This window comes from Blautia sp. AM47-4 (genome assembly GCF_003479865.1).
In the GTDB taxonomy this organism is placed as follows: domain Bacteria; phylum Bacillota; class Clostridia; order Lachnospirales; family Lachnospiraceae; genus Fusicatenibacter; species Fusicatenibacter saccharivorans.
Map to the genome: position 1 here is coordinate 29,004 of NZ_QUHY01000017.1, position 15,694 is coordinate 44,697.

Here is a 15,694-nt window from a genome sequence, read left to right on the forward strand (position 1 = left end):
GGAGCTTATGAGATGAAGAGAATAATTGGCTATGTAAATACGGCGGATTTAAATCATATGCGAGAAGAGGATGTGCGGGCACTTACCGTGATCAATATTGCATTTGGTCTGATCCGGGACGGAGAAGTTGTATGGGATGCAAAGGATGCACGGGATGGAATAGTATCCATTCGGAAAAGCAACCCGGAGCTGAAGATTGTATTGTCCGTAGGCGGCTGGGGAGCAGACGGCTTTTCCCAGGCTGCAAGAACAAAAGAGGGAAGAGAGCGGTTTGCTGCGAGTGCACTTGCAATTGTGAAGGAGTATGGTCTGGACGGCATTGACATTGACTGGGAGTATCCGGGCACATCGCTGGCAGGAATTGCGTCGGACAGATCGGATAAAGAGAATTATACGCTGCTTCTGGCGGAGCTCGGAAGACACTGGACGCGTACAGAGAAGGCATGCTTGTAACGACAGCAGTCGGCGGAGATGTTTACTTTGCACTGCAGACAGATATGAAGGAGGCCTCCCGGTATCTGGATTATGTGCAGCTGATGACGTATGATCTGCAGGGCGGTTTCCAGAAGGTGACGGGACATCATGCGGCGCTGTATCACAGTGAGGGAAATTTGTTTGATGCATGTGTGCAGAAGGCAGTGAACGGTTTTGTAAATGCAGGCGTTCCAATGGAGAAGCTGATTCTTGGCGTACCGTTTTATTCCAGAAAATGGGATGGAGTAAAAGGCGCCGGATGCCGCAACGGGCTTGGAATGGAAGCAGAGACGGTCGGAGGATATGGCGGTGACTATGGCGAGCTCAAAGAGAGCTGGATCGGAAAGAGGGGATTTATCCGGTATTGGGATGAGCAGGCAAAGGTTCCGTATCTGTTTGACGGGGAAACATTTATCAGCTATGAGGACTGCGAGTCACTTGGGGTGAAAATTGCGTACCTGAAAGAAAAGGGCATGGGGGGCATTATGTTCTGGGAGTATAAATGCGATCCCAGCGGAGAATTACTTTCATTTATAAAGAAAAATATGTAGCGTAGTGACCCACAGCCGGTATGTGAAAAGGCTCCTCGCTCCGGTGTTCCTGAAAAATCGCAAGGAATCCTTTTTCACATGGCGTCTGCCGCCGGTGGGCGGATGTACGTTGTGGAGACGGATAGGAAAAAAGAGAAAGGGATAGATAGAATCATGATCTCAGAAAATTTGAAAAAATATGCAACGGAAAAATTTGAGGGACGGAGAGAGCTTCTGGCTCCGGTGATGCCTGTTATCGAAGAAAAATTGAAACAGTGCAGTGAAGAAGAGGTTGTGCTGATGAAGTTTCTGTATGGTACGATGCCGGTAAGGGATGCGGGAGAATATGGATTTAACCTTTTTCTTTCGTACGTGAAGCATGCGCTGATGCTGCGGGAGAAGGTGGCATGGTGTAAGGAACTGCCGGAGGATGTGTTTGTAAATTATGTGCTGTATGACCGGATCAATTCCGAGGATATTACGGACTGCAGACCGTTTTTTTACGAGCAGATTATGGGGCGTGTAGCCGGAATGAGTCTTTGGGAGGCAATTCTGGAGATTAATTACTGGTGTGCGGAGCATGCAACGTATGAGGCGACGGACAGCAGAACGGCATCTCCGATGACGATGTATCGGAGCGGAAAGGGACGCTGCGGCGAGGAGTCAACGTTTGCAGTTACGGCGTATCGGAGTGTCGGTATTGCGGCGCGGCAGGTCTATACACCAAGATGGGCGCACTGTGATGACAATCATGCATGGGTTGAGGTGTTTGTGGACGGCGAGTGGCATTTCCTTGGCGCCTGTGAGCCGGAAGAAGTGCTGGATACCGGCTGGTTCTCGGGTCCGGCGAATCGGGCAATTCTGATTCATACGCGGAACTTTTCGGATTATGTGAAGGAAAGTAACGAGGAGTATCTTGGAAAAGAAGGAGCGCTGTACTACTTTAACCATACAGATTTTTATGGCAGAACGAAGCTGGTGAAGATTCTTGTGAAGGATGAGAATGGAAAACCGGCTGCAGGAGCGCATATTGCGGTTGAAATCCTGAATATGGCAGAGTTTTTCCCGGCTGCAGTGATGATTGCGGATGCGGACGGAGAAGTTCAGATGACACTTGGCCTTGGCGATATCCGGGTACGGGCATTTGACGGAATACGCCGGGCAGAAGCCATGATGAGGATAGAGGAGGAAGATTCGCTGGAACTGGTGCTGCAGGAAGAGGCGGTTCCGTCAGCGGATGATACGTGGCAGACGCTGGAAATCCGGGCACCGAAGGAGGTGCCGGTACGGAATGTCGTTGCCACAAAGGAGCAGAAGGAGCGCAATGCGGCACGGATGGCAGAGGCGGAACGGCTTCGGAAGGCACGGTTTGCAGCATGCTTGATGAGAAAAAAGCTGCTGCGTATCCGGAAGCGGAAGAGATTTTCCACCGGGCAGGAGAGAATTTTGAGGAGGTTTATACATTCCTTTCCAAAGATGAAAATCCGAACCGGAAGAAGCTGCTGTTTTCGCTGGCATTAAAGGATGCGAAGGACTTGAAGGCATCCGTTTTAGAGGATCATCTCGACTGTGAGCAGGGGGATCTTCCAGAGGAGATTTTCAGGAAGGATCTTCTTTGCCCGCGTATTTTCCTCGAGGAGCTGACGCCATATCGGAGCGTGATCCGCGGATTTTTTGAGGAAGAGACAAAACACAGCTTTGCGGAGCAGCCGGAACGGATTCTGGATTATCTTAAGAAGAATATTACCTTCCATGCAGAAGAAGAGTATGACACGATCATGGCAACACCGGTCGGCGTCCTTACGATGAAACAGGGAAGTCCTCTGGCGCAGAAGATTCTGTTTGTGGCAATCTGCCGGAGTCTCAATGTAGCGGCAAGACTGAATCCGGTGACACTGGAGCCGGAGTATTACCGTGATGGGGAATTCCACAGTGTGGAAACAGAAGCAGCTGTTTTGAAGGAGGAAACGGAAAGTGCGGTTCTGACACTGCGTGCGGAGGATGGAAGCGCATGGAAATACTATCAGACGTGGACTATCGGAAAGTGGAATGGAACGGTGTTTGAGACGCTGAATTACGAAGAAACCGCATTCAATGGCAAAACACTGGCTCTGACCCTGGAGCCGGGCTGCTATCGTCTGATTACAAGTATGCGTATGCCGAACGGTGACCAGCATGCCGCATACCGCGTGTTTGAACTGAAGGCGGGAGAAGCAAAAGAGATTTATCTGGAAACCGTGAAAAAGGAGCTGGATGAGCTGTTAGAGCACATCGAACTGCCGGAGATCACGCTGGAGGATCTGGATGGAAAGGCGCATACCCTGAACGATCTCACCAAAGACGGCCCGATCCTTCTGGCCTTCCTCGGAACCGGAGAGGAGCCGACCGAGCATGTTCTGAATGAGCTGATCGAAATCGCAGAGAAGTGGAATGCAAAAGACGCTGCCATGGCAGCCGTGCTCCGCACGAAAGCCGACCTGGAAAACACGACTTTCCAGAAAGCCCGCGCAGCAATCCACAACATGTCCCTCTACCTCGACCCATCCGACGACGCCCCGGCGATCGCCGAAAAAATGGGAATCGATGCAGAAAAACTCCCACTGCTGATCCTCGCATTGCCGGGAAACATCGGCGGACGCGCTTATGCCGGATATAACGTCGGCAGCGTCGGACTGATGCTGCGGCTGATGGAAGAGGCGGCGAAAGCGTAAGTTAATACTAAAAAACAGGCTGACGCACGAATGCGGCAGCCTGTTTTTTTAAAGAACGCCCAGTTTTTTCAACTGTGCTACGCCATCTTCATATCCCATAAAATGAATTCCATGAATCCCTGCCTGCTCTGCGGCCTCGACGTTTGCTTTGGTGTCGTCGAGGAATACGCAGCGGTCCGGGGTGAGGGAGAATTTCTGGATCAGGTGCTGGTAGATCTCCGGTTCCGGTTTTGTTAAATGGCAGGTGTAGGAGAAGAGGGTTCCGTCCATGTAGGGGAGGAAGGGCATTTTCTCTTTGGTGCGCTCGAAGAGGTCTCCGGAGTAGTTGGAGAGGATGTAGAGGCGGTAGCCTTTTTCTTTTAAGGAGCGTACCCAGCTTTCTGCATACGGCAGCGGGGTGATGGTTTCCTCGCAGTGGGCGAAAACCTCTTTGATTTCTTCGGTGTATTCCGGGGCGAGGGAGCAGAATCCTTTTACAATCTCCTCCGGTGTGAGAATTCCGCGGTCGAACTGGCGCCAGTAAGGGCCTTCGAGGTTGCGGCGGCGATTGCTTTCGTCTTTTCCGGACCGAAAGCAAAGCGTTTCAGATAGGACTCGTAGTCCCAGTTGACGAGTACGCGGCCTACATCAAAAATAATGGTATCAATCATGACTGTTTTTCTCCTTTGTCTGATTTGTCGTTCTCATCGCGGTGCGACAGAACCTTGGCAACCAGCATCATGGCATAGATGAGCACTGGTGCGGTAATTGCACAGTAGAGGCAGACCGTCAGCGCCTTGTGTGCAAACGGCGTGTCGATAAACGCAAAAATCATGGCGCCAAGCCCGAATCCGATCAGGACCGCGATGGAGAGAAGGGCGCCGATCTGTTTGAGTCGTTTCATAAAAATCTCCGATCGTTTACTGAAAATAAAATATAAAGAAACATAACCAAGTGTAGCACAGTTGAAAAGAAACATCCACCGCAAGTTTTAAGAATTTTTTAGAAAAAATTAATGGCGCTTTCGATTGCTTTTTTCCCTCAAAAGGGATAGAGTATTGGCATATACTTTGAAAAAGGAGAAACGAGAACAAAATGGATAAACTGAAAGAAAAACTTTCCCGCCTGATGTACGGCCGCTACGGCATCGATCAGCTGGGCAATTTTATGATGTGGGCGGCAGTTGCCATGATGATTTTCGGAGCGGTTGTACGGAGCTCCCTTATCTACACCCTGGCACTCGTCCTGATCGTCTGGGCGGATGTGCGCATTATGTCCAAGAACCATTCCAAACGGTATGCGGAAAACCAGAAATTCCTGGAACTGAAAAACCGCGTCGTCGGATTCTTCCGAGGCGGAACCCGTGCATTCAAGGATAAAGAGCACTGCTACTTCCGCTGCCCGTCCTGCCATCAGCAGGTGCGTGTGCCGAAAGGAAAAGGCCACATCGAGATCCGCTGCCCGAAATGCGGAACAAAATTCATCAAAAACACCTGATAAAAAGGAGCAGTGCGATTCATGTTTGGTTATGTGACCATCCGAAAGGATGACCTGAAAGTCAAAGATTACAACAAATATCAGGCATACTACTGCGGTCTGTGTCAGGATATCAAAGAGGCGTATGGAAAAAAGGGTCAGGCGATGCTGACGTTTGATATGACATTTCTTTCCATCCTGCTGACCGGGCTTTATGAGTGTGAGACAAAAGAAGAGGAGCATTACTGCTTTCTTCATCCCGGCAAAAAACATAAATGCCTGCGGAATAAATACACAAAATACTGCGCAGACATGAACGTGCTGCTCGCCTATTACAATCTGCTGGATGACTGGGAGGACGAGAAAAACTACGCGGCGTTTACAGCGGCAAAGGCTTTGAAAAAATCTGTGACACGCATCGAGGCATCGTATCCGCGCCAGACGAAAGCAGTGCAGGATTACCTCGAAAAGCTGCATGCATGCGAGAAGGAAAACAATCCAGACCTCGATCTTGCGGCAGGCTATACCGGAGAGGTGATGGCGGAGATCTATATTCCGGAGGAGGACATCTGGAGCGATGATCTGCGCCAGGTCGGCTTTTACATCGGAAAATTCATTTACCTGATGGATGCGCTTGATGACGTGGAAAAAGATAAAAAGAGCGGAAACTACAACCCGTTTCTGTCCATCGCAGATCAGCCGGACTTCGAGGAAAACGCAGAAAAAATCCTGCTGATGATGACGGCGGAAGCGTCGCGTGCATTTGAAAAACTTCCGATCCTGGAAAATGTAGACATTCTGCGAAATATATTGTATGCTGGTATCTGGGAAAAATACGAAATGCGAAAAAGCGCAAAAGAGCGCCAAAAAGAGGAGAAATAAAGACTGATGACAGATCCATATGAGGTGCTGGGCGTGTCCCGCGGGGCTTCGGACGATGAAATCAAAAAAGCATACCGAAAACTCAGCCGGACGTATCACCCGGATGCCAATATCAATAATCCGAATAAAGCAGAAGCAGAAGAAAAATTCAAACAGGTGCAGCAGGCGTACAAACAGATCATGGATGAACGCGAGCACGGCACCTCGTACCAGAGCGGAGGTTCGTCGTATGGCGGAGATGCTTACGGCGGCTATGGCCCGTTCGGCGGCTTCGACCCATTCGGCGGCGCGTACGGAAACGGCGGCTCCGCACGGAATGATTATGGAAATTCCGAGCAGGAAATGCGGCTGCAGGCGGCAGCCAACTACATCAACAGCGGCCACTTCCGCGAGGCGATGAACGTGCTGAACGACATTTCCGACCGCAGCGGAAAATGGTATTTCCTGCATGCGATCGCAAATTCGCGCCTCGGCAACAACATCAATGCCGTGCAGGATGCCGAGATGGCAGTCAAATTAGAACCGCAGAATCTGCAGTACCAGCAGCTTTTAAGCCAGCTCCAGGGCAGCGGCCAGTGGTATTCCGACATGGGAAGCGGCTATGGCTACGAGAGAAGTGCAGGTGATCTCGGAAAATGGTGCTGTGAATGTATGGCAATCAATGCCATCTGCAATTGCTGTTGCTGCGGCGGAAGAGGATTTTTCTGCTGTTGATCAAAAAATAATTACAAGAAATGTATAAAAGTGAACATTCAGGGGAGAATAACAGTGTCATCGAAATTCCCCTGTTCGATGATACAAAAGAAAAATAAGGAAATACTTATCCTCCCCTTAAAAGCCCCGCTGCAACCAAAAAAACGGTTCGCTGTGGGGCTTTTTTCTAACAGCCGAAAGTCCTTGTTTTTCCCATCAAAACAGATTATAATGAAAGAGATCGCAATTATGACCGGAGCAAAAAAATACGAACGGATCATAGAAAGAAAACAGAAAGAGAGAAAAGCTATGGAACGAAAAACAGCATGGAATGAGTACAAGAAAAAAGATATGAAAAAGCTGGAAAAATTAAACGCCGGCTACCGCGCATTCCTGGATCACGGAAAAACGGAGCGTGAGTGTGTAAAGGAAAGTGTACGTCAGGCAGAAGAGGCCGGATACGTAAGCCTCGACACCTATGTAAAAGAAAATCGTGCGTTAAAACCGGGTGACAAGGTTTATGCTGTATGCATGAAGAAGGCCATTGCCCTGTTCCAGATCGGAACCAAGCCTCTGACAGAGGGTATGAATATTCTCGGTGCGCACATCGATTCTCCGCGTCTTGACGTAAAACAGAATCCACTGTATGAGGACAACGGATTTACATATCTTGATACCCATTATTACGGTGGTATCAAAAAATGGCAGTGGGTAACGCTTCCGCTTGCAATCCACGGTGTTGTAGCCAAGAAGGATGGCGAAGTAGTGGATGTAGTCATCGGCGAGGATGATAACGATCCGGTATTCTGTGTGACAGATCTTCTGATTCACCTTTCCAGAGAGCAGCAGACCAAACCGGCAAGTACGGTAGTAGAGGGCGAGAACCTCGATCTTCTGATCGGAAGCCAGCCGCTGGAAGGAACAGAGAAAGATGCAGTGAAAGCCATGACCTTAAAGCTCTTAAACGACAAGTATGGCATCGAAGAAGAGGATTTCCTCTCCGCAGAGCTTGAAATTGTACCGGCAGGAAAAGCGCGTGAGCTTGGTATGGATGCCAGCATGATTCTTGCATACGGCCAGGATGACCGTGTATGCGCATACACTTCTCTTGTCGCAATGCTCGAGGTGGAAGCACCGGAGAAGACATCCTGCTGCCTGCTCGTAGACAAAGAGGAGATCGGAAGCGTCGGAGCAACCGGCATGCAGTCTCATTCTTCGAAAACACCATGGCAGAGCTGCTTGCACTTGCAGGTGAGGGAACGGAGCTTGCACTTCGGAGATGTCTGGCTTCTTCCAGAATGCTTTCTTCCGATGTAAGTGCAGCGTTTGATCCGTTGTATGCAGCAGCATTTGAGAAGAAAAACGCTGCATTTTTCGGAAAAGGTATCGTAATTAACAAATTTACAGGAGCAGGCGGAAAGAGCGGCTCAAACGATGCCAATGCAGAGTACGTCGGAGCTCTTCGCGCTATCTTTGATGATGCAAAAGTAAATTGGCAGACAGCAGAACTTGGTAAAGTTGATGTCGGAGGCGGCGGAACCATCGCCTACATCATGTCTCTGTACGGTATGGAAGTGATTGACTCCGGTGTACCGGTTCTCAGCATGCATGCTCCATGGGAAGTAACCAGCAAAGCAGATGTTTACGAGGCCAAGAAGGCCTATGTGGCATTTTTGAAAAATGCATAAATAATATTGAGGAGGTTTGAAACGTTTGGACAGTGACATAGTCGGCAGTATTCTTTTGCAGGTCGTATTGATAGCGGTCAATGCGGTATTTGCCTGCGCGGAGATCGCTGTGGTCTCCTGCAACGACGCTAAACTGGAAAAAATGGCACAGGAGGGAAACAAAAGAGCGGCGAAGCTGTTTCATCTGACGGAACAGCCATCCCGTTTTCTTGCAACGATACAGGTGGTCATCACTCTGTCCGGTTTTCTTGGAAGTGCCTTTGCAGCAGAAAATTTTTCGGATCGAATCGTTTCCGCTCTTGTGGACGCGGGTATGAAGATTCCGGAAAAGACACTGGATGCGATTGCCGTTGTGCTGATTACGCTGCTTTTATCTTATATCACCCTGATCTTTGGCGAACTGGTGCCGAAAAGGATTGCAATGCAGAAGGCTGAGCAGATTGCGCTCGGGATTTCCGGTCTGTAAGCGGTGCTTCGAAAGTGTTTGCACCGCTTGTGTGGCTGTTGACTGCATCGACAAACGGTATCCTGCGCCTTCTGGGGATCGATCCGGATGAGGACGACGATCAGGTGACGGAGGAAGAAATCCGAATGATGGTAGATGCCGGCAGCGAAAAAGGCGCGATCGACAATGAAGAAAAAGATATGATTCAGAACGTATTTGAGTTTGATGATCTGACCATTGATGAAATCTGCGTCCACAGAACCGATGTAGATCTTCTGTGGCTGGAAGACTCGATGGAGGAGTGGGAGCAGCTGATCCATGAAAGCCGCCATTCTTATTACCCGGTCTGTGGTGAAAATGTGGACGATATCATCGGCGTTCTGGACGCCAAGGATTATTTCCGGCTTCGCACCAAGGACCGCGATCATGTCATGAAAGAAGCAATCAAACAGCCTTATTTTGTTCCTGAAAACATCAAGGCTGCCACGCTGTTCCAGAACATGAAAAAGACCGGCAACTATTTTGCCGTGGTTCTGGATGAGTACGGCGGCATGGATGGAATTATCACCGTGCGTAACCTGATCGAGCAGCTTGTCGGGGACTTGAATGATGAGGCGGAGATCGGGCAGCCATCGGAAATTGAGCTGATTTCCACAGACACCTGGAAAATCATGGGAAGTGCCTCGTTGGATGATGTGGCGGAGGAACTGAAGATCAAACTGCCGGTCGATGAATATGAAACGTTCGGCGGCTACATTTTCGGCGAACTCGGTGCGGTTCCGGATGACGGCAGCCAGTTTGAACTCGAGACCGACGATCTCTGGATCAAGGTCATGCGGGTCAAAGAACACCGCGTGGAAAATACGGTGGTAAAGAAACTGCCTCCGAAAGAAAAAGGAGAGCAGGAGGAACGTAAGGAGAGGGAATGAAACGTGAACTGGATACAGCAGACCGGAAAATTGTGGAACTGCTGCAGGAAGATGCAAGGCTTCCGCTCAAAAGTATTGCAGACAAGGTAAGTCTCACTTCGCCGACGGTTTCGGCGAGAATCGACCGCCTGGAAAAGGACGGGGTGATCACCGGCTACCGTGCGAGTGTGAACCCGGAGGTTTTCGACTATCGGATCAAGGCATTCATCAATCTGGAGGTTGAGCCGGTGCGGAAAAAGGAATTCTATCCGTACATCACCGACTGCCCGAATGTGATCGAGTGCAACTGCGTGACCGGCGACTATTCGATGCTGATGGAGGTTGTGTTCCACACAACATCTGAGCTGGATCAGTTTATCGGCCAGCTTCAGCATTTTGGAAGAACGAAGACGCAGATCGTGTTCTCTACATCGGTGGAACACAGAGGAATTCCGCTCGGCGATACCAGAATCCCGATTCTGGAGCAGGAAGAAGAAAAAGGTTGATTTTCTGCGGACTTTCCGATATACTAAAGCGTGTTACAAAAACCGGAATCCCGCTAGGGGACGGCGCGAAAAAACGCGCTCAGAGAAACAGATAAAGGATGGATAATAACATGAGTTTATTACAGAATTGGCGTGATATCGCCTATAATCAGGAAGCAGACAAAAAACAGCTCCAGCAGTTCTGGACCAATTATTTCCTGATTGAGAAAAACATTTACGAGCAGCTTCTTTCCAACCCGGATGAAGTGGTAAAAGGAACCGTAAAAGAGCTGGCAGAGAAATACAAAGTGGACGTTATGACCATGGTTGGTTTCCTGGACGGCATCAACGACAGCCTTGTGATCCCGAACCCGATCGAGGAGATGGAAGAGGATACCGTTGTTACACTGGCTTACGATAAAGAGCTTCTGTACAAAAACATGGTAGACGCAAAAGCAGACTGGCTGTACAACCTGCCGATGTGGGATGAGATCTTCACAGAAGAGCAGAAGAAAACGCTTTACATGGAGCAGAAAAAATCCGGCACTGTAATCAAAGGCAAAAAAATCGGAAGAAACGATCCATGCCCGTGCGGAAGCGGAAAGAAATACAAATACTGCTGCGGTAAAAACGCATAAGAAAGAATTTTCGAGAAGAGACCGGGGAGCCGAAAGTTGAAAGGCTTCGCGGTCTCTTTTTCTATGAAGAGGGAGAAGCAGAATGCAGGAGACGGTAGTTTATCTGAAAAAAATTACGCAGCCGGAGGGCGAAAAAAAAGAGCTGGAACGGGAACTCTCGCAGTGCGGATGGGAGCTGTTCCGGATGGGAATGAAGGAACAGTATGGGCTGGATGGAGAAAAGATAACGATCGAACGGAATGCGCACGGAAAACCGTACCTGCCGGGGCATCCGCAGATCTGTTTTAATATTTCTCATTCGGGGGAATACGCTGCCTGCGCTTTTGCTTCCATTCCGATCGGCATGGATCTGCAGCAGCACCGCCGCGCTGCCTGGGAGCGCATGGCAGAACGGTATTTTTCCGCCGAAGACCAGAAACGCCTTGCCGCAGTGGAGAATGCTGAAACGCTGTTTTTCCGGATCTGGACCGAGGAGGAGAGCTACGGCAAGTGGAGGGGAACCGGTCTTTCGGGTTCTCTTGGAACGGAAAAGAAAGAGGGCCTCTGCACGCATTTCAGTCCGGAGAAAGGATATGAAGGCGCCGTCTGGGCAGCGGAGCCCGTGAAAATCTGCATGAAAAGAATAGAACCATAAAAACCGTGCATAACCTGTCCCGCCATCTCATATATATAACGATAAGAGGTGGTGAAGATGAAAAGGACAGGAAGACAAAAGGATATTGTTACGCCAGAGAAAAAACAGGAGCAAAGGGAACTTTTGCGCCTGTTTTCTGCGAATATACGGAAAATTCTGAAAAACACAGATCTGCTGGCTGATGACCTGCAGGAAATCCGTCTGCGGACCGGCGCGCCGCTTCTGGTGGTCGCAAAGGATCAGGAGTACTTTCTGACCCCGGACGGAGCACTGACCGGGGAGTGGGAGAAAGGTTATCCCGTCTCACCGACGGATATCCGCGATACGATGGATTACATAGGAAGTTTTTCCCTCTACGCCTACGAGGATGAACTGCGGCAGGGTTTTCTGACCGTGGAGGGCGGCCACCGGATCGGCATTGCCGGAAAGACGGTAATCGAAGGGGAAAAGGTGAAAGGCATCAGTCATATATCCTGCATCAACGTGCGGGTTGCTCATGAGAAAAAGGGCTGCGCGGACCGAGTGATGCCGTACCTTTGGGAAGACGGCCGTTTCCTGCACACCCTGATTGTCTCCGCACCCGGCTGCGGCAAAACGACGATGCTGCGCGATATCATCCGCCAGATTTCGGACGGGGAGTCGCCGTATCCGGGGCTGACCGTCGGTGTGGTCGATGAACGGAGCGAGATCGCAGGCTGCTATCTCGGCGTTGCGCAGAATGATGTCGGCATCCGCACCGATGTGCTCGACTGCTGTCCGAAGGCGGAGGGCATGATGATGCTGATCCGCGCCATGTCGCCCGATGTGGTGGCAGTCGATGAGATCGGAACGGGCGAGGACATCCGTGCGATCGAGTCCGTCGTTAACTGCGGGTGCAAGCTGCTCGCGACCGTGCATGGCAATTCCATGGAGGATATGAAGCAGAAGCCTCTCCTGAACCGCCTCGTGGAATCCCACGTTTTCGAGCGGTACATCGTGCTGGATGCGAAACCCCACGCCGGAAGCGTACAGGCTATTTTTGACGGAAGAGGAACGACACTGTACCGAAGGGAGGCGTTTTTGTGATGCGGCTTGCAGTTTTACTGGCGGCTTCTCTTGCCTGCGTCGGGATCGGCTTTGCAAAGAGTGCGGCGCTGTCGGCTCATGTGAAAGATCTGGAAACACTGCAGAAAATTATCCAGTATCTGCGTGGAGAGATTGTGACGGCGGCTTCCCCGCTGCCGGATGCGTTCTGGGAGACGGGAAGGCGGATGCGGGATCCGTACCGGGATTTTTTACAGGATATTTCCGAGGATATGCGCCGCCCGGACGGAAAGACACTGCCGGCGATTCTGGAAGAGAATACGGCAGTCCACCTGGCGGACACACGCCTTACAAAAGAAGAAAAAGAAGAGCTGCAGGAGGCCGGATGCAGCCTTGGAACCGGGGACCGCGCCATGCAGAAGGCGAATCTGGACCGGTATGAGGCACGCCTTGTGCAGCGGATCGCGGAACTGCAGAAAGGATTGCCGGAAAGGAAGAGGCTCTGTCAGAGTCTTGGAATCATGGGAGGCCTTTTTTTATTTTTGATTCTGGTTTAGGGCGTGTCTGAAAACGGAGGAGCAGGCGTGGAGGTCGGGATTCTATTTAAATCGGGGCAGTCGGGATTCTGGTATCGGTCCTGTGCCAGGTATTAAAACACAGCGGCCGGGAAGAACAGGCATTTCTTGCAAGCCTTGCCGGTCTTGTGCTGGTGCTGTTCTGGATTCTTCCCTATATTTCCGCGCTGTTTGAGGACATCAAACAACTGTTTACAATTTAAGAGCAGGGAGAAAAAACGGAGGGGATCATATGGATATACTTCGGATCGCTGCGCTTGGCACGGCGGGCGTGCTGCTTGGAATCACAGTAAAGGGAGCAAAGCCGGAATTTGCCCTTCTTGTGACGGTCGGTGCCGGCCTCTGCATTCTTGCCGGGACCGTCGGAAAAATGCAGTATCTGCTCGGCATGCTCGCACAAATGAAATCGTATCTCCCGGTGGACTCATCGTATCTGAATACGCTGCTGAAAATGCTTGGGATCACGTATGTGGGGCAGTTTTCCGCCGGGATCTGTAAGGATGCGGGCTATTCTTCCATTGCAGGGCAGATTGAACTGTTCGCCCGCCTGGCGGTCCTTGCCGTCAGTATGCCAGTGCTGCTCGCTCTGCTGGAAACGGTTCATGATTTTCTGTAAAAAAGCCGGATGGGGCATGGCGCTGCTTTTTCTGTGTCTCATTTTCGGAACGGGAAGAACGCAGAAAATCGAAGCAGCGGTACAAAACGTGCCGGAGAGCCTGGAAGAAGAATCACGTTTGGACACCGTAGGAACAGATCAGGAGACGGAGCGTGCGGCGGTCAGAGAAAAGAAAGGACAGCAGGAGAAAGAAGCGGGGGATACCGAAACGGATCAGGCAGCAGCAGCGCAGGACGAACTTCTTGCAGAACTCGACTTCGATGCAATCCAGCAGGAAGTGGACAGCCTGCTGTCCAGCCAGCAGTTTTCTTTTGCCGGTACGGTGCGTTCTCTTTTGCAGGATGGCGATCCCTTCCGCATTTTCCGTGCCGGAAATGCCGTTCTCTCCTGTGCCAAAACAGCATTCCTTGCGCAGAAGGGGCTGATGAAGGAGCTGTTTCTCCTCGTTCTGGCAGGCGCGGTGCTCGGCAGTTTTTCCTCTCTCTTTGAAGGAAAACAGGTCAGGGACGCCAGTTTTTATATGGTCTATCTGCTTGCGCTTGCACTGATTCTGAAAAATTTCCAGTCGAGCGGGGAAAACCTGAAAGCTGTCATCACATCGCTGGTCGCTTTTATGCGGATTCTGACGCCATCCTACTATCTGGCGGCCGCGGCCGCCGGTGGTGCATCATCAGCCGTGATGTTTTATCAGATGCTCCTTCTAGTGATTCTGGCTGTCGAAAAGCTTCTGCTCGCCCTCGTCCTCCCGATGATCCATATCTATCTGCTCATCGCCCTTGTAAACGATCTTTCCGGCGAGGAGATTTTGTCCCATATGACAGAGCTGCTGGAAACCTGCGTGAACGGCCTTTTAAAATCGTCGCTCGGCGTACTTGTGGGAATGCAGATGATCCGGAATCTGATCGCACCGGCGCTCGATTCCCTGCGGCAGATGGCACTCTGGCGGACTGCCGGAATGATTCCCGGCATCGGAAATGCGGTGAATGCTGTAACCGAGTTGGTGGCAGGCTCCGCGGTGCTGATCCGCAACTGCTTTGGCGTGACGGCAATGCTGGTACTGCTCGCAGCAGGCATGGTTCCCGCCGTTCAGCTTCTCGTTTCGGGTCTTTCCTTCCGCCTTCTCGCCGCGGCGGCGCAGCCCGTCTCGGACAAGCGGATCGCGGGATGTCTTGCGGCGGCAGGAAAAGGATATGCGATGCTTCTGCGTCTCCTTCTGACCGTAGAAGTCCTGTTTCTGCTGACGATTGCAATCCTGGCGGGAACTTTTTCCTAGAGCGTGTCTGAAAAAGGCTTTTCGCAAACTGGGGCTTGCAGATTGCGGAAATGATTTTTCAGACATGCTCTAGCATGTAGTTGGGCAGGCAGCGGCGGGAGGCGGCATGGTAGAAGAGATTCTGCAGTGGCTTAAGAATATTTCAATTTTTCTGATTTTTATGACAACTGTGCTGAACCTGATCCCGGAGAAGGAGGACAAGAAGCCGGTTCAGTTTTTTCTTGGAATTGTGATGGTACTGATTTTTTTCCAGCCCGTGCTAAAAGCGGGAGGTTTGGAGCAGAAAATGGCGCAGACGCTCGACCGTCTGACGCTGGAAGAGGAGGCAGCAGCAATGGAAAATGTACAGATTCGTGCAGAAAGCTTTGAAAAACAGTATTACGTGGGCGCCTGGGAAAAAGAGACGGAGCGCCAGATCCGGATGTATCTGTCAGAGAGCGGCATTCCGGGGGCAGCCGTTTCGGTAACGCTGGAGCCGGGAAACACCGGTGAGGCAAAAGAGATCCGCATTGAAGCGCCGATGCGGCAGACGAGCATTTACCGCGAAGAACAGAAAAAACAGCGGGAAATGCTCGATGAAAAGCTGACAGAGATCAAAAGTGTTTTAAGTGAGGTCTACGGAACCGATCCGGCGCATATTATGGTAGAGATTTCGGAATAGGCC

The 15,694-nt window shown here is 50.8% G+C and carries 21 protein-coding genes and 2 pseudogenes; 20 read left to right on the plus strand and 3 right to left on the minus strand.

Annotated elements, in window-relative coordinates; genetic code table 11:
• The first annotated feature begins 12 nt into the window (after positions 1-12).
• From DW965_RS22575 to DW965_RS20040, 4 genes are all read left to right on the plus strand, one after another.
• Complete coding sequence (locus DW965_RS22575; RefSeq protein WP_119188855.1) at positions 13-453, plus strand: glycosyl hydrolase family 18 protein; 441 nt, start codon at positions 13-15, stop codon at positions 451-453.
• Positions 444-1,025 (plus strand): glycoside hydrolase family 18 protein, encoded by a 582-nt coding sequence (locus DW965_RS22580; protein ID WP_119188856.1) that lies wholly within the window; start codon positions 444-446, stop codon positions 1,023-1,025. Before DW965_RS22575 ends, DW965_RS22580 begins: the two co-directional genes overlap by 10 nt.
• Before the next feature lie 153 nt (positions 1,026-1,178).
• A complete protein-coding gene (locus tag DW965_RS20035; RefSeq protein WP_243036629.1) occupies positions 1,179-2,525 on the plus strand; it encodes a transglutaminase-like domain-containing protein in 1,347 nt (448 codons plus the stop codon).
• Between the two features lie 137 nt (positions 2,526-2,662).
• Positions 2,663-3,715 (plus strand): transglutaminase domain-containing protein, encoded by a 1,053-nt coding sequence (locus DW965_RS20040; protein WP_243036632.1) that lies wholly within the window; start codon positions 2,663-2,665, stop codon positions 3,713-3,715.
• A 48-nt stretch (positions 3,716-3,763) separates the two neighbouring features.
• Here DW965_RS20040 and DW965_RS20045 read toward each other — a convergent pair whose 3' ends face one another.
• The 3 genes from DW965_RS20045 to DW965_RS12020 are packed head-to-tail and all read right to left on the minus strand — an operon-like array spanning position 3,764 to position 4,598.
• Positions 3,764-4,213 carry an HAD family hydrolase gene (locus tag DW965_RS20045; RefSeq protein WP_330421165.1) on the minus strand — a complete coding sequence of 150 codons (450 nt, stop codon included), beginning with the start codon at positions 4,211-4,213 and terminating at the stop codon, positions 3,764-3,766.
• Complete coding sequence (locus DW965_RS20050) at positions 4,189-4,365, minus strand: hypothetical protein (protein WP_243036630.1); 177 nt, start codon at positions 4,363-4,365, stop codon at positions 4,189-4,191. The genes DW965_RS20045 and DW965_RS20050 overlap by 25 nt, the downstream gene beginning before the upstream one ends.
• Positions 4,362-4,598: a hypothetical protein gene (locus DW965_RS12020; protein ID WP_055264772.1), complete on the minus strand. Its 237-nt coding sequence runs from the start codon at positions 4,596-4,598 to the stop codon at positions 4,362-4,364. Before DW965_RS12020 ends, DW965_RS20050 begins: the two co-directional genes overlap by 4 nt.
• A 191-nt stretch (positions 4,599-4,789) precedes the next feature.
• Here DW965_RS12020 and DW965_RS12025 point away from each other — a divergent pair, with 191 nt between their 5' ends.
• The 16 genes and pseudogenes from DW965_RS12025 to DW965_RS12090 all read left to right on the plus strand — a co-directional run bounded on the left by DW965_RS12025 (position 4,790) and on the right by DW965_RS12090 (position 15,691).
• On the plus strand, positions 4,790-5,191 hold the full coding sequence (locus DW965_RS12025; protein WP_022463182.1) for a hypothetical protein: 402 nt from the start codon (positions 4,790-4,792) through the stop codon (positions 5,189-5,191).
• 21 nt (positions 5,192-5,212) lie between these two features.
• The gene (locus DW965_RS12030) at positions 5,213-6,052 is read left to right on the plus strand and encodes a DUF5685 family protein (RefSeq protein ID WP_055264770.1); all 840 of its coding nucleotides are present in this window, start codon (positions 5,213-5,215) and stop codon (positions 6,050-6,052) included.
• 6 nt (positions 6,053-6,058) lie between these two features.
• On the plus strand, positions 6,059-6,766 hold the full coding sequence (locus DW965_RS12035; protein ID WP_119198425.1) for a DnaJ domain-containing protein: 708 nt from the start codon (positions 6,059-6,061) through the stop codon (positions 6,764-6,766).
• 288 nt (positions 6,767-7,054) lie between these two features.
• Positions 7,055-8,433: pseudogene (locus tag DW965_RS12040) on the plus strand (aminopeptidase).
• A 25-nt stretch (positions 8,434-8,458) separates the two neighbouring features.
• The gene (locus tag DW965_RS21435; RefSeq protein WP_330421160.1) at positions 8,459-8,899 is read left to right on the plus strand and encodes a CNNM domain-containing protein; all 441 of its coding nucleotides are present in this window, start codon (positions 8,459-8,461) and stop codon (positions 8,897-8,899) included.
• A 14-nt stretch (positions 8,900-8,913) separates the two neighbouring features.
• Entirely contained in the window at positions 8,914-9,807 is an 894-nt protein-coding gene (locus tag DW965_RS12045) for a hemolysin family protein (RefSeq protein WP_330421161.1), read from the plus strand.
• Positions 9,808-9,815: 8 nt separating this feature from the next.
• Positions 9,816-10,292 carry an Lrp/AsnC family transcriptional regulator gene (locus DW965_RS12050; RefSeq protein ID WP_055221452.1) on the plus strand — a complete coding sequence of 159 codons (477 nt, stop codon included), beginning with the start codon at positions 9,816-9,818 and terminating at the stop codon, positions 10,290-10,292.
• Positions 10,293-10,402: 110 nt separating this feature from the next.
• Positions 10,403-10,909, plus strand: coding sequence for an SEC-C metal-binding domain-containing protein (locus DW965_RS12055; RefSeq protein WP_055221393.1), 507 nt, complete (start codon positions 10,403-10,405; stop codon positions 10,907-10,909).
• An 82-nt stretch (positions 10,910-10,991) separates the two neighbouring features.
• Complete coding sequence (locus DW965_RS12060; RefSeq protein WP_117802514.1) at positions 10,992-11,543, plus strand: 4'-phosphopantetheinyl transferase family protein; 552 nt, start codon at positions 10,992-10,994, stop codon at positions 11,541-11,543.
• Positions 11,544-11,600: 57 nt separating this feature from the next.
• On the plus strand, positions 11,601-12,608 hold the full coding sequence (gene spoIIIAA / locus DW965_RS12065; RefSeq protein ID WP_055228503.1) for a stage III sporulation protein AA: 1,008 nt from the start codon (positions 11,601-11,603) through the stop codon (positions 12,606-12,608).
• The gene (locus tag DW965_RS12070) at positions 12,608-13,123 is read left to right on the plus strand and encodes a stage III sporulation protein AB (protein ID WP_055221399.1); all 516 of its coding nucleotides are present in this window, start codon (positions 12,608-12,610) and stop codon (positions 13,121-13,123) included. Before spoIIIAA ends, DW965_RS12070 begins: the two co-directional genes overlap by 1 nt.
• A 50-nt stretch (positions 13,124-13,173) precedes the next feature.
• Positions 13,174-13,344: a stage III sporulation protein AC gene (gene spoIIIAC, locus DW965_RS12075; protein WP_119198426.1), complete on the plus strand. Its 171-nt coding sequence runs from the start codon at positions 13,174-13,176 to the stop codon at positions 13,342-13,344.
• Positions 13,345-13,373: 29 nt separating this feature from the next.
• A complete protein-coding gene (locus DW965_RS12080) occupies positions 13,374-13,757 on the plus strand; it encodes a SpoIIIAC/SpoIIIAD family protein (RefSeq protein ID WP_055221401.1) in 384 nt (127 codons plus the stop codon).
• Positions 13,744-15,030: a stage III sporulation protein AE gene (locus DW965_RS12085; RefSeq protein ID WP_158565909.1), complete on the plus strand. Its 1,287-nt coding sequence runs from the start codon at positions 13,744-13,746 to the stop codon at positions 15,028-15,030. The genes DW965_RS12080 and DW965_RS12085 overlap by 14 nt, the downstream gene beginning before the upstream one ends.
• Before the next feature lie 23 nt (positions 15,031-15,053).
• Positions 15,054-15,110 (plus strand): annotated as a pseudogene (locus DW965_RS22585) (DUF6783 domain-containing protein); the annotation flags it as partial.
• Positions 15,111-15,136: 26 nt separating this feature from the next.
• Entirely contained in the window at positions 15,137-15,691 is a 555-nt protein-coding gene (locus DW965_RS12090) for a stage III sporulation protein AF (protein WP_022463195.1), read from the plus strand.
• The last annotated feature ends 3 nt before the right edge of the window (positions 15,692-15,694 follow it).

What these genes read in the sequence shown, in the direction of transcription:
- DW965_RS20035 (WP_243036629.1), top strand. Translation starts at nt 1,179, where the DNA reads ATGATCTCAGAAAATTTGAAAAAATATGCAACGGAAAAATTTGAGGGA.
- spoIIIAA (WP_055228503.1), top strand. Translation starts at nt 11,601, where the DNA reads ATGAAAAGGACAGGAAGACAAAAGGATATTGTTACGCCAGAGAAAAAA.
- DW965_RS12060 (WP_117802514.1), top strand. Translation starts at nt 10,992, where the DNA reads ATGCAGGAGACGGTAGTTTATCTGAAAAAAATTACGCAGCCGGAGGGC.
- DW965_RS12030 (WP_055264770.1), top strand. Translation starts at nt 5,213, where the DNA reads ATGTTTGGTTATGTGACCATCCGAAAGGATGACCTGAAAGTCAAAGAT.
- DW965_RS12020 (WP_055264772.1), bottom strand. Translation starts at nt 4,598, where the DNA reads ATGAAACGACTCAAACAGATCGGCGCCCTTCTCTCCATCGCGGTCCTG.
- DW965_RS12090 (WP_022463195.1), top strand. Translation starts at nt 15,137, where the DNA reads ATGGTAGAAGAGATTCTGCAGTGGCTTAAGAATATTTCAATTTTTCTG.
- DW965_RS12085 (WP_158565909.1), top strand. Translation starts at nt 13,744, where the DNA reads ATGATTTTCTGTAAAAAAGCCGGATGGGGCATGGCGCTGCTTTTTCTG.
- DW965_RS12080 (WP_055221401.1), top strand. Translation starts at nt 13,374, where the DNA reads ATGGATATACTTCGGATCGCTGCGCTTGGCACGGCGGGCGTGCTGCTT.
- DW965_RS22575 (WP_119188855.1), top strand. Translation starts at nt 13, where the DNA reads ATGAAGAGAATAATTGGCTATGTAAATACGGCGGATTTAAATCATATG.
- DW965_RS12035 (WP_119198425.1), top strand. Translation starts at nt 6,059, where the DNA reads ATGACAGATCCATATGAGGTGCTGGGCGTGTCCCGCGGGGCTTCGGAC.
- DW965_RS12025 (WP_022463182.1), top strand. Translation starts at nt 4,790, where the DNA reads ATGGATAAACTGAAAGAAAAACTTTCCCGCCTGATGTACGGCCGCTAC.
- DW965_RS22580 (WP_119188856.1), top strand. Translation starts at nt 444, where the DNA reads ATGCTTGTAACGACAGCAGTCGGCGGAGATGTTTACTTTGCACTGCAG.
- DW965_RS12055 (WP_055221393.1), top strand. Translation starts at nt 10,403, where the DNA reads ATGAGTTTATTACAGAATTGGCGTGATATCGCCTATAATCAGGAAGCA.
- DW965_RS12070 (WP_055221399.1), top strand. Translation starts at nt 12,608, where the DNA reads ATGCGGCTTGCAGTTTTACTGGCGGCTTCTCTTGCCTGCGTCGGGATC.
- DW965_RS20050 (WP_243036630.1), bottom strand. Translation starts at nt 4,365, where the DNA reads ATGATTGATACCATTATTTTTGATGTAGGCCGCGTACTCGTCAACTGG.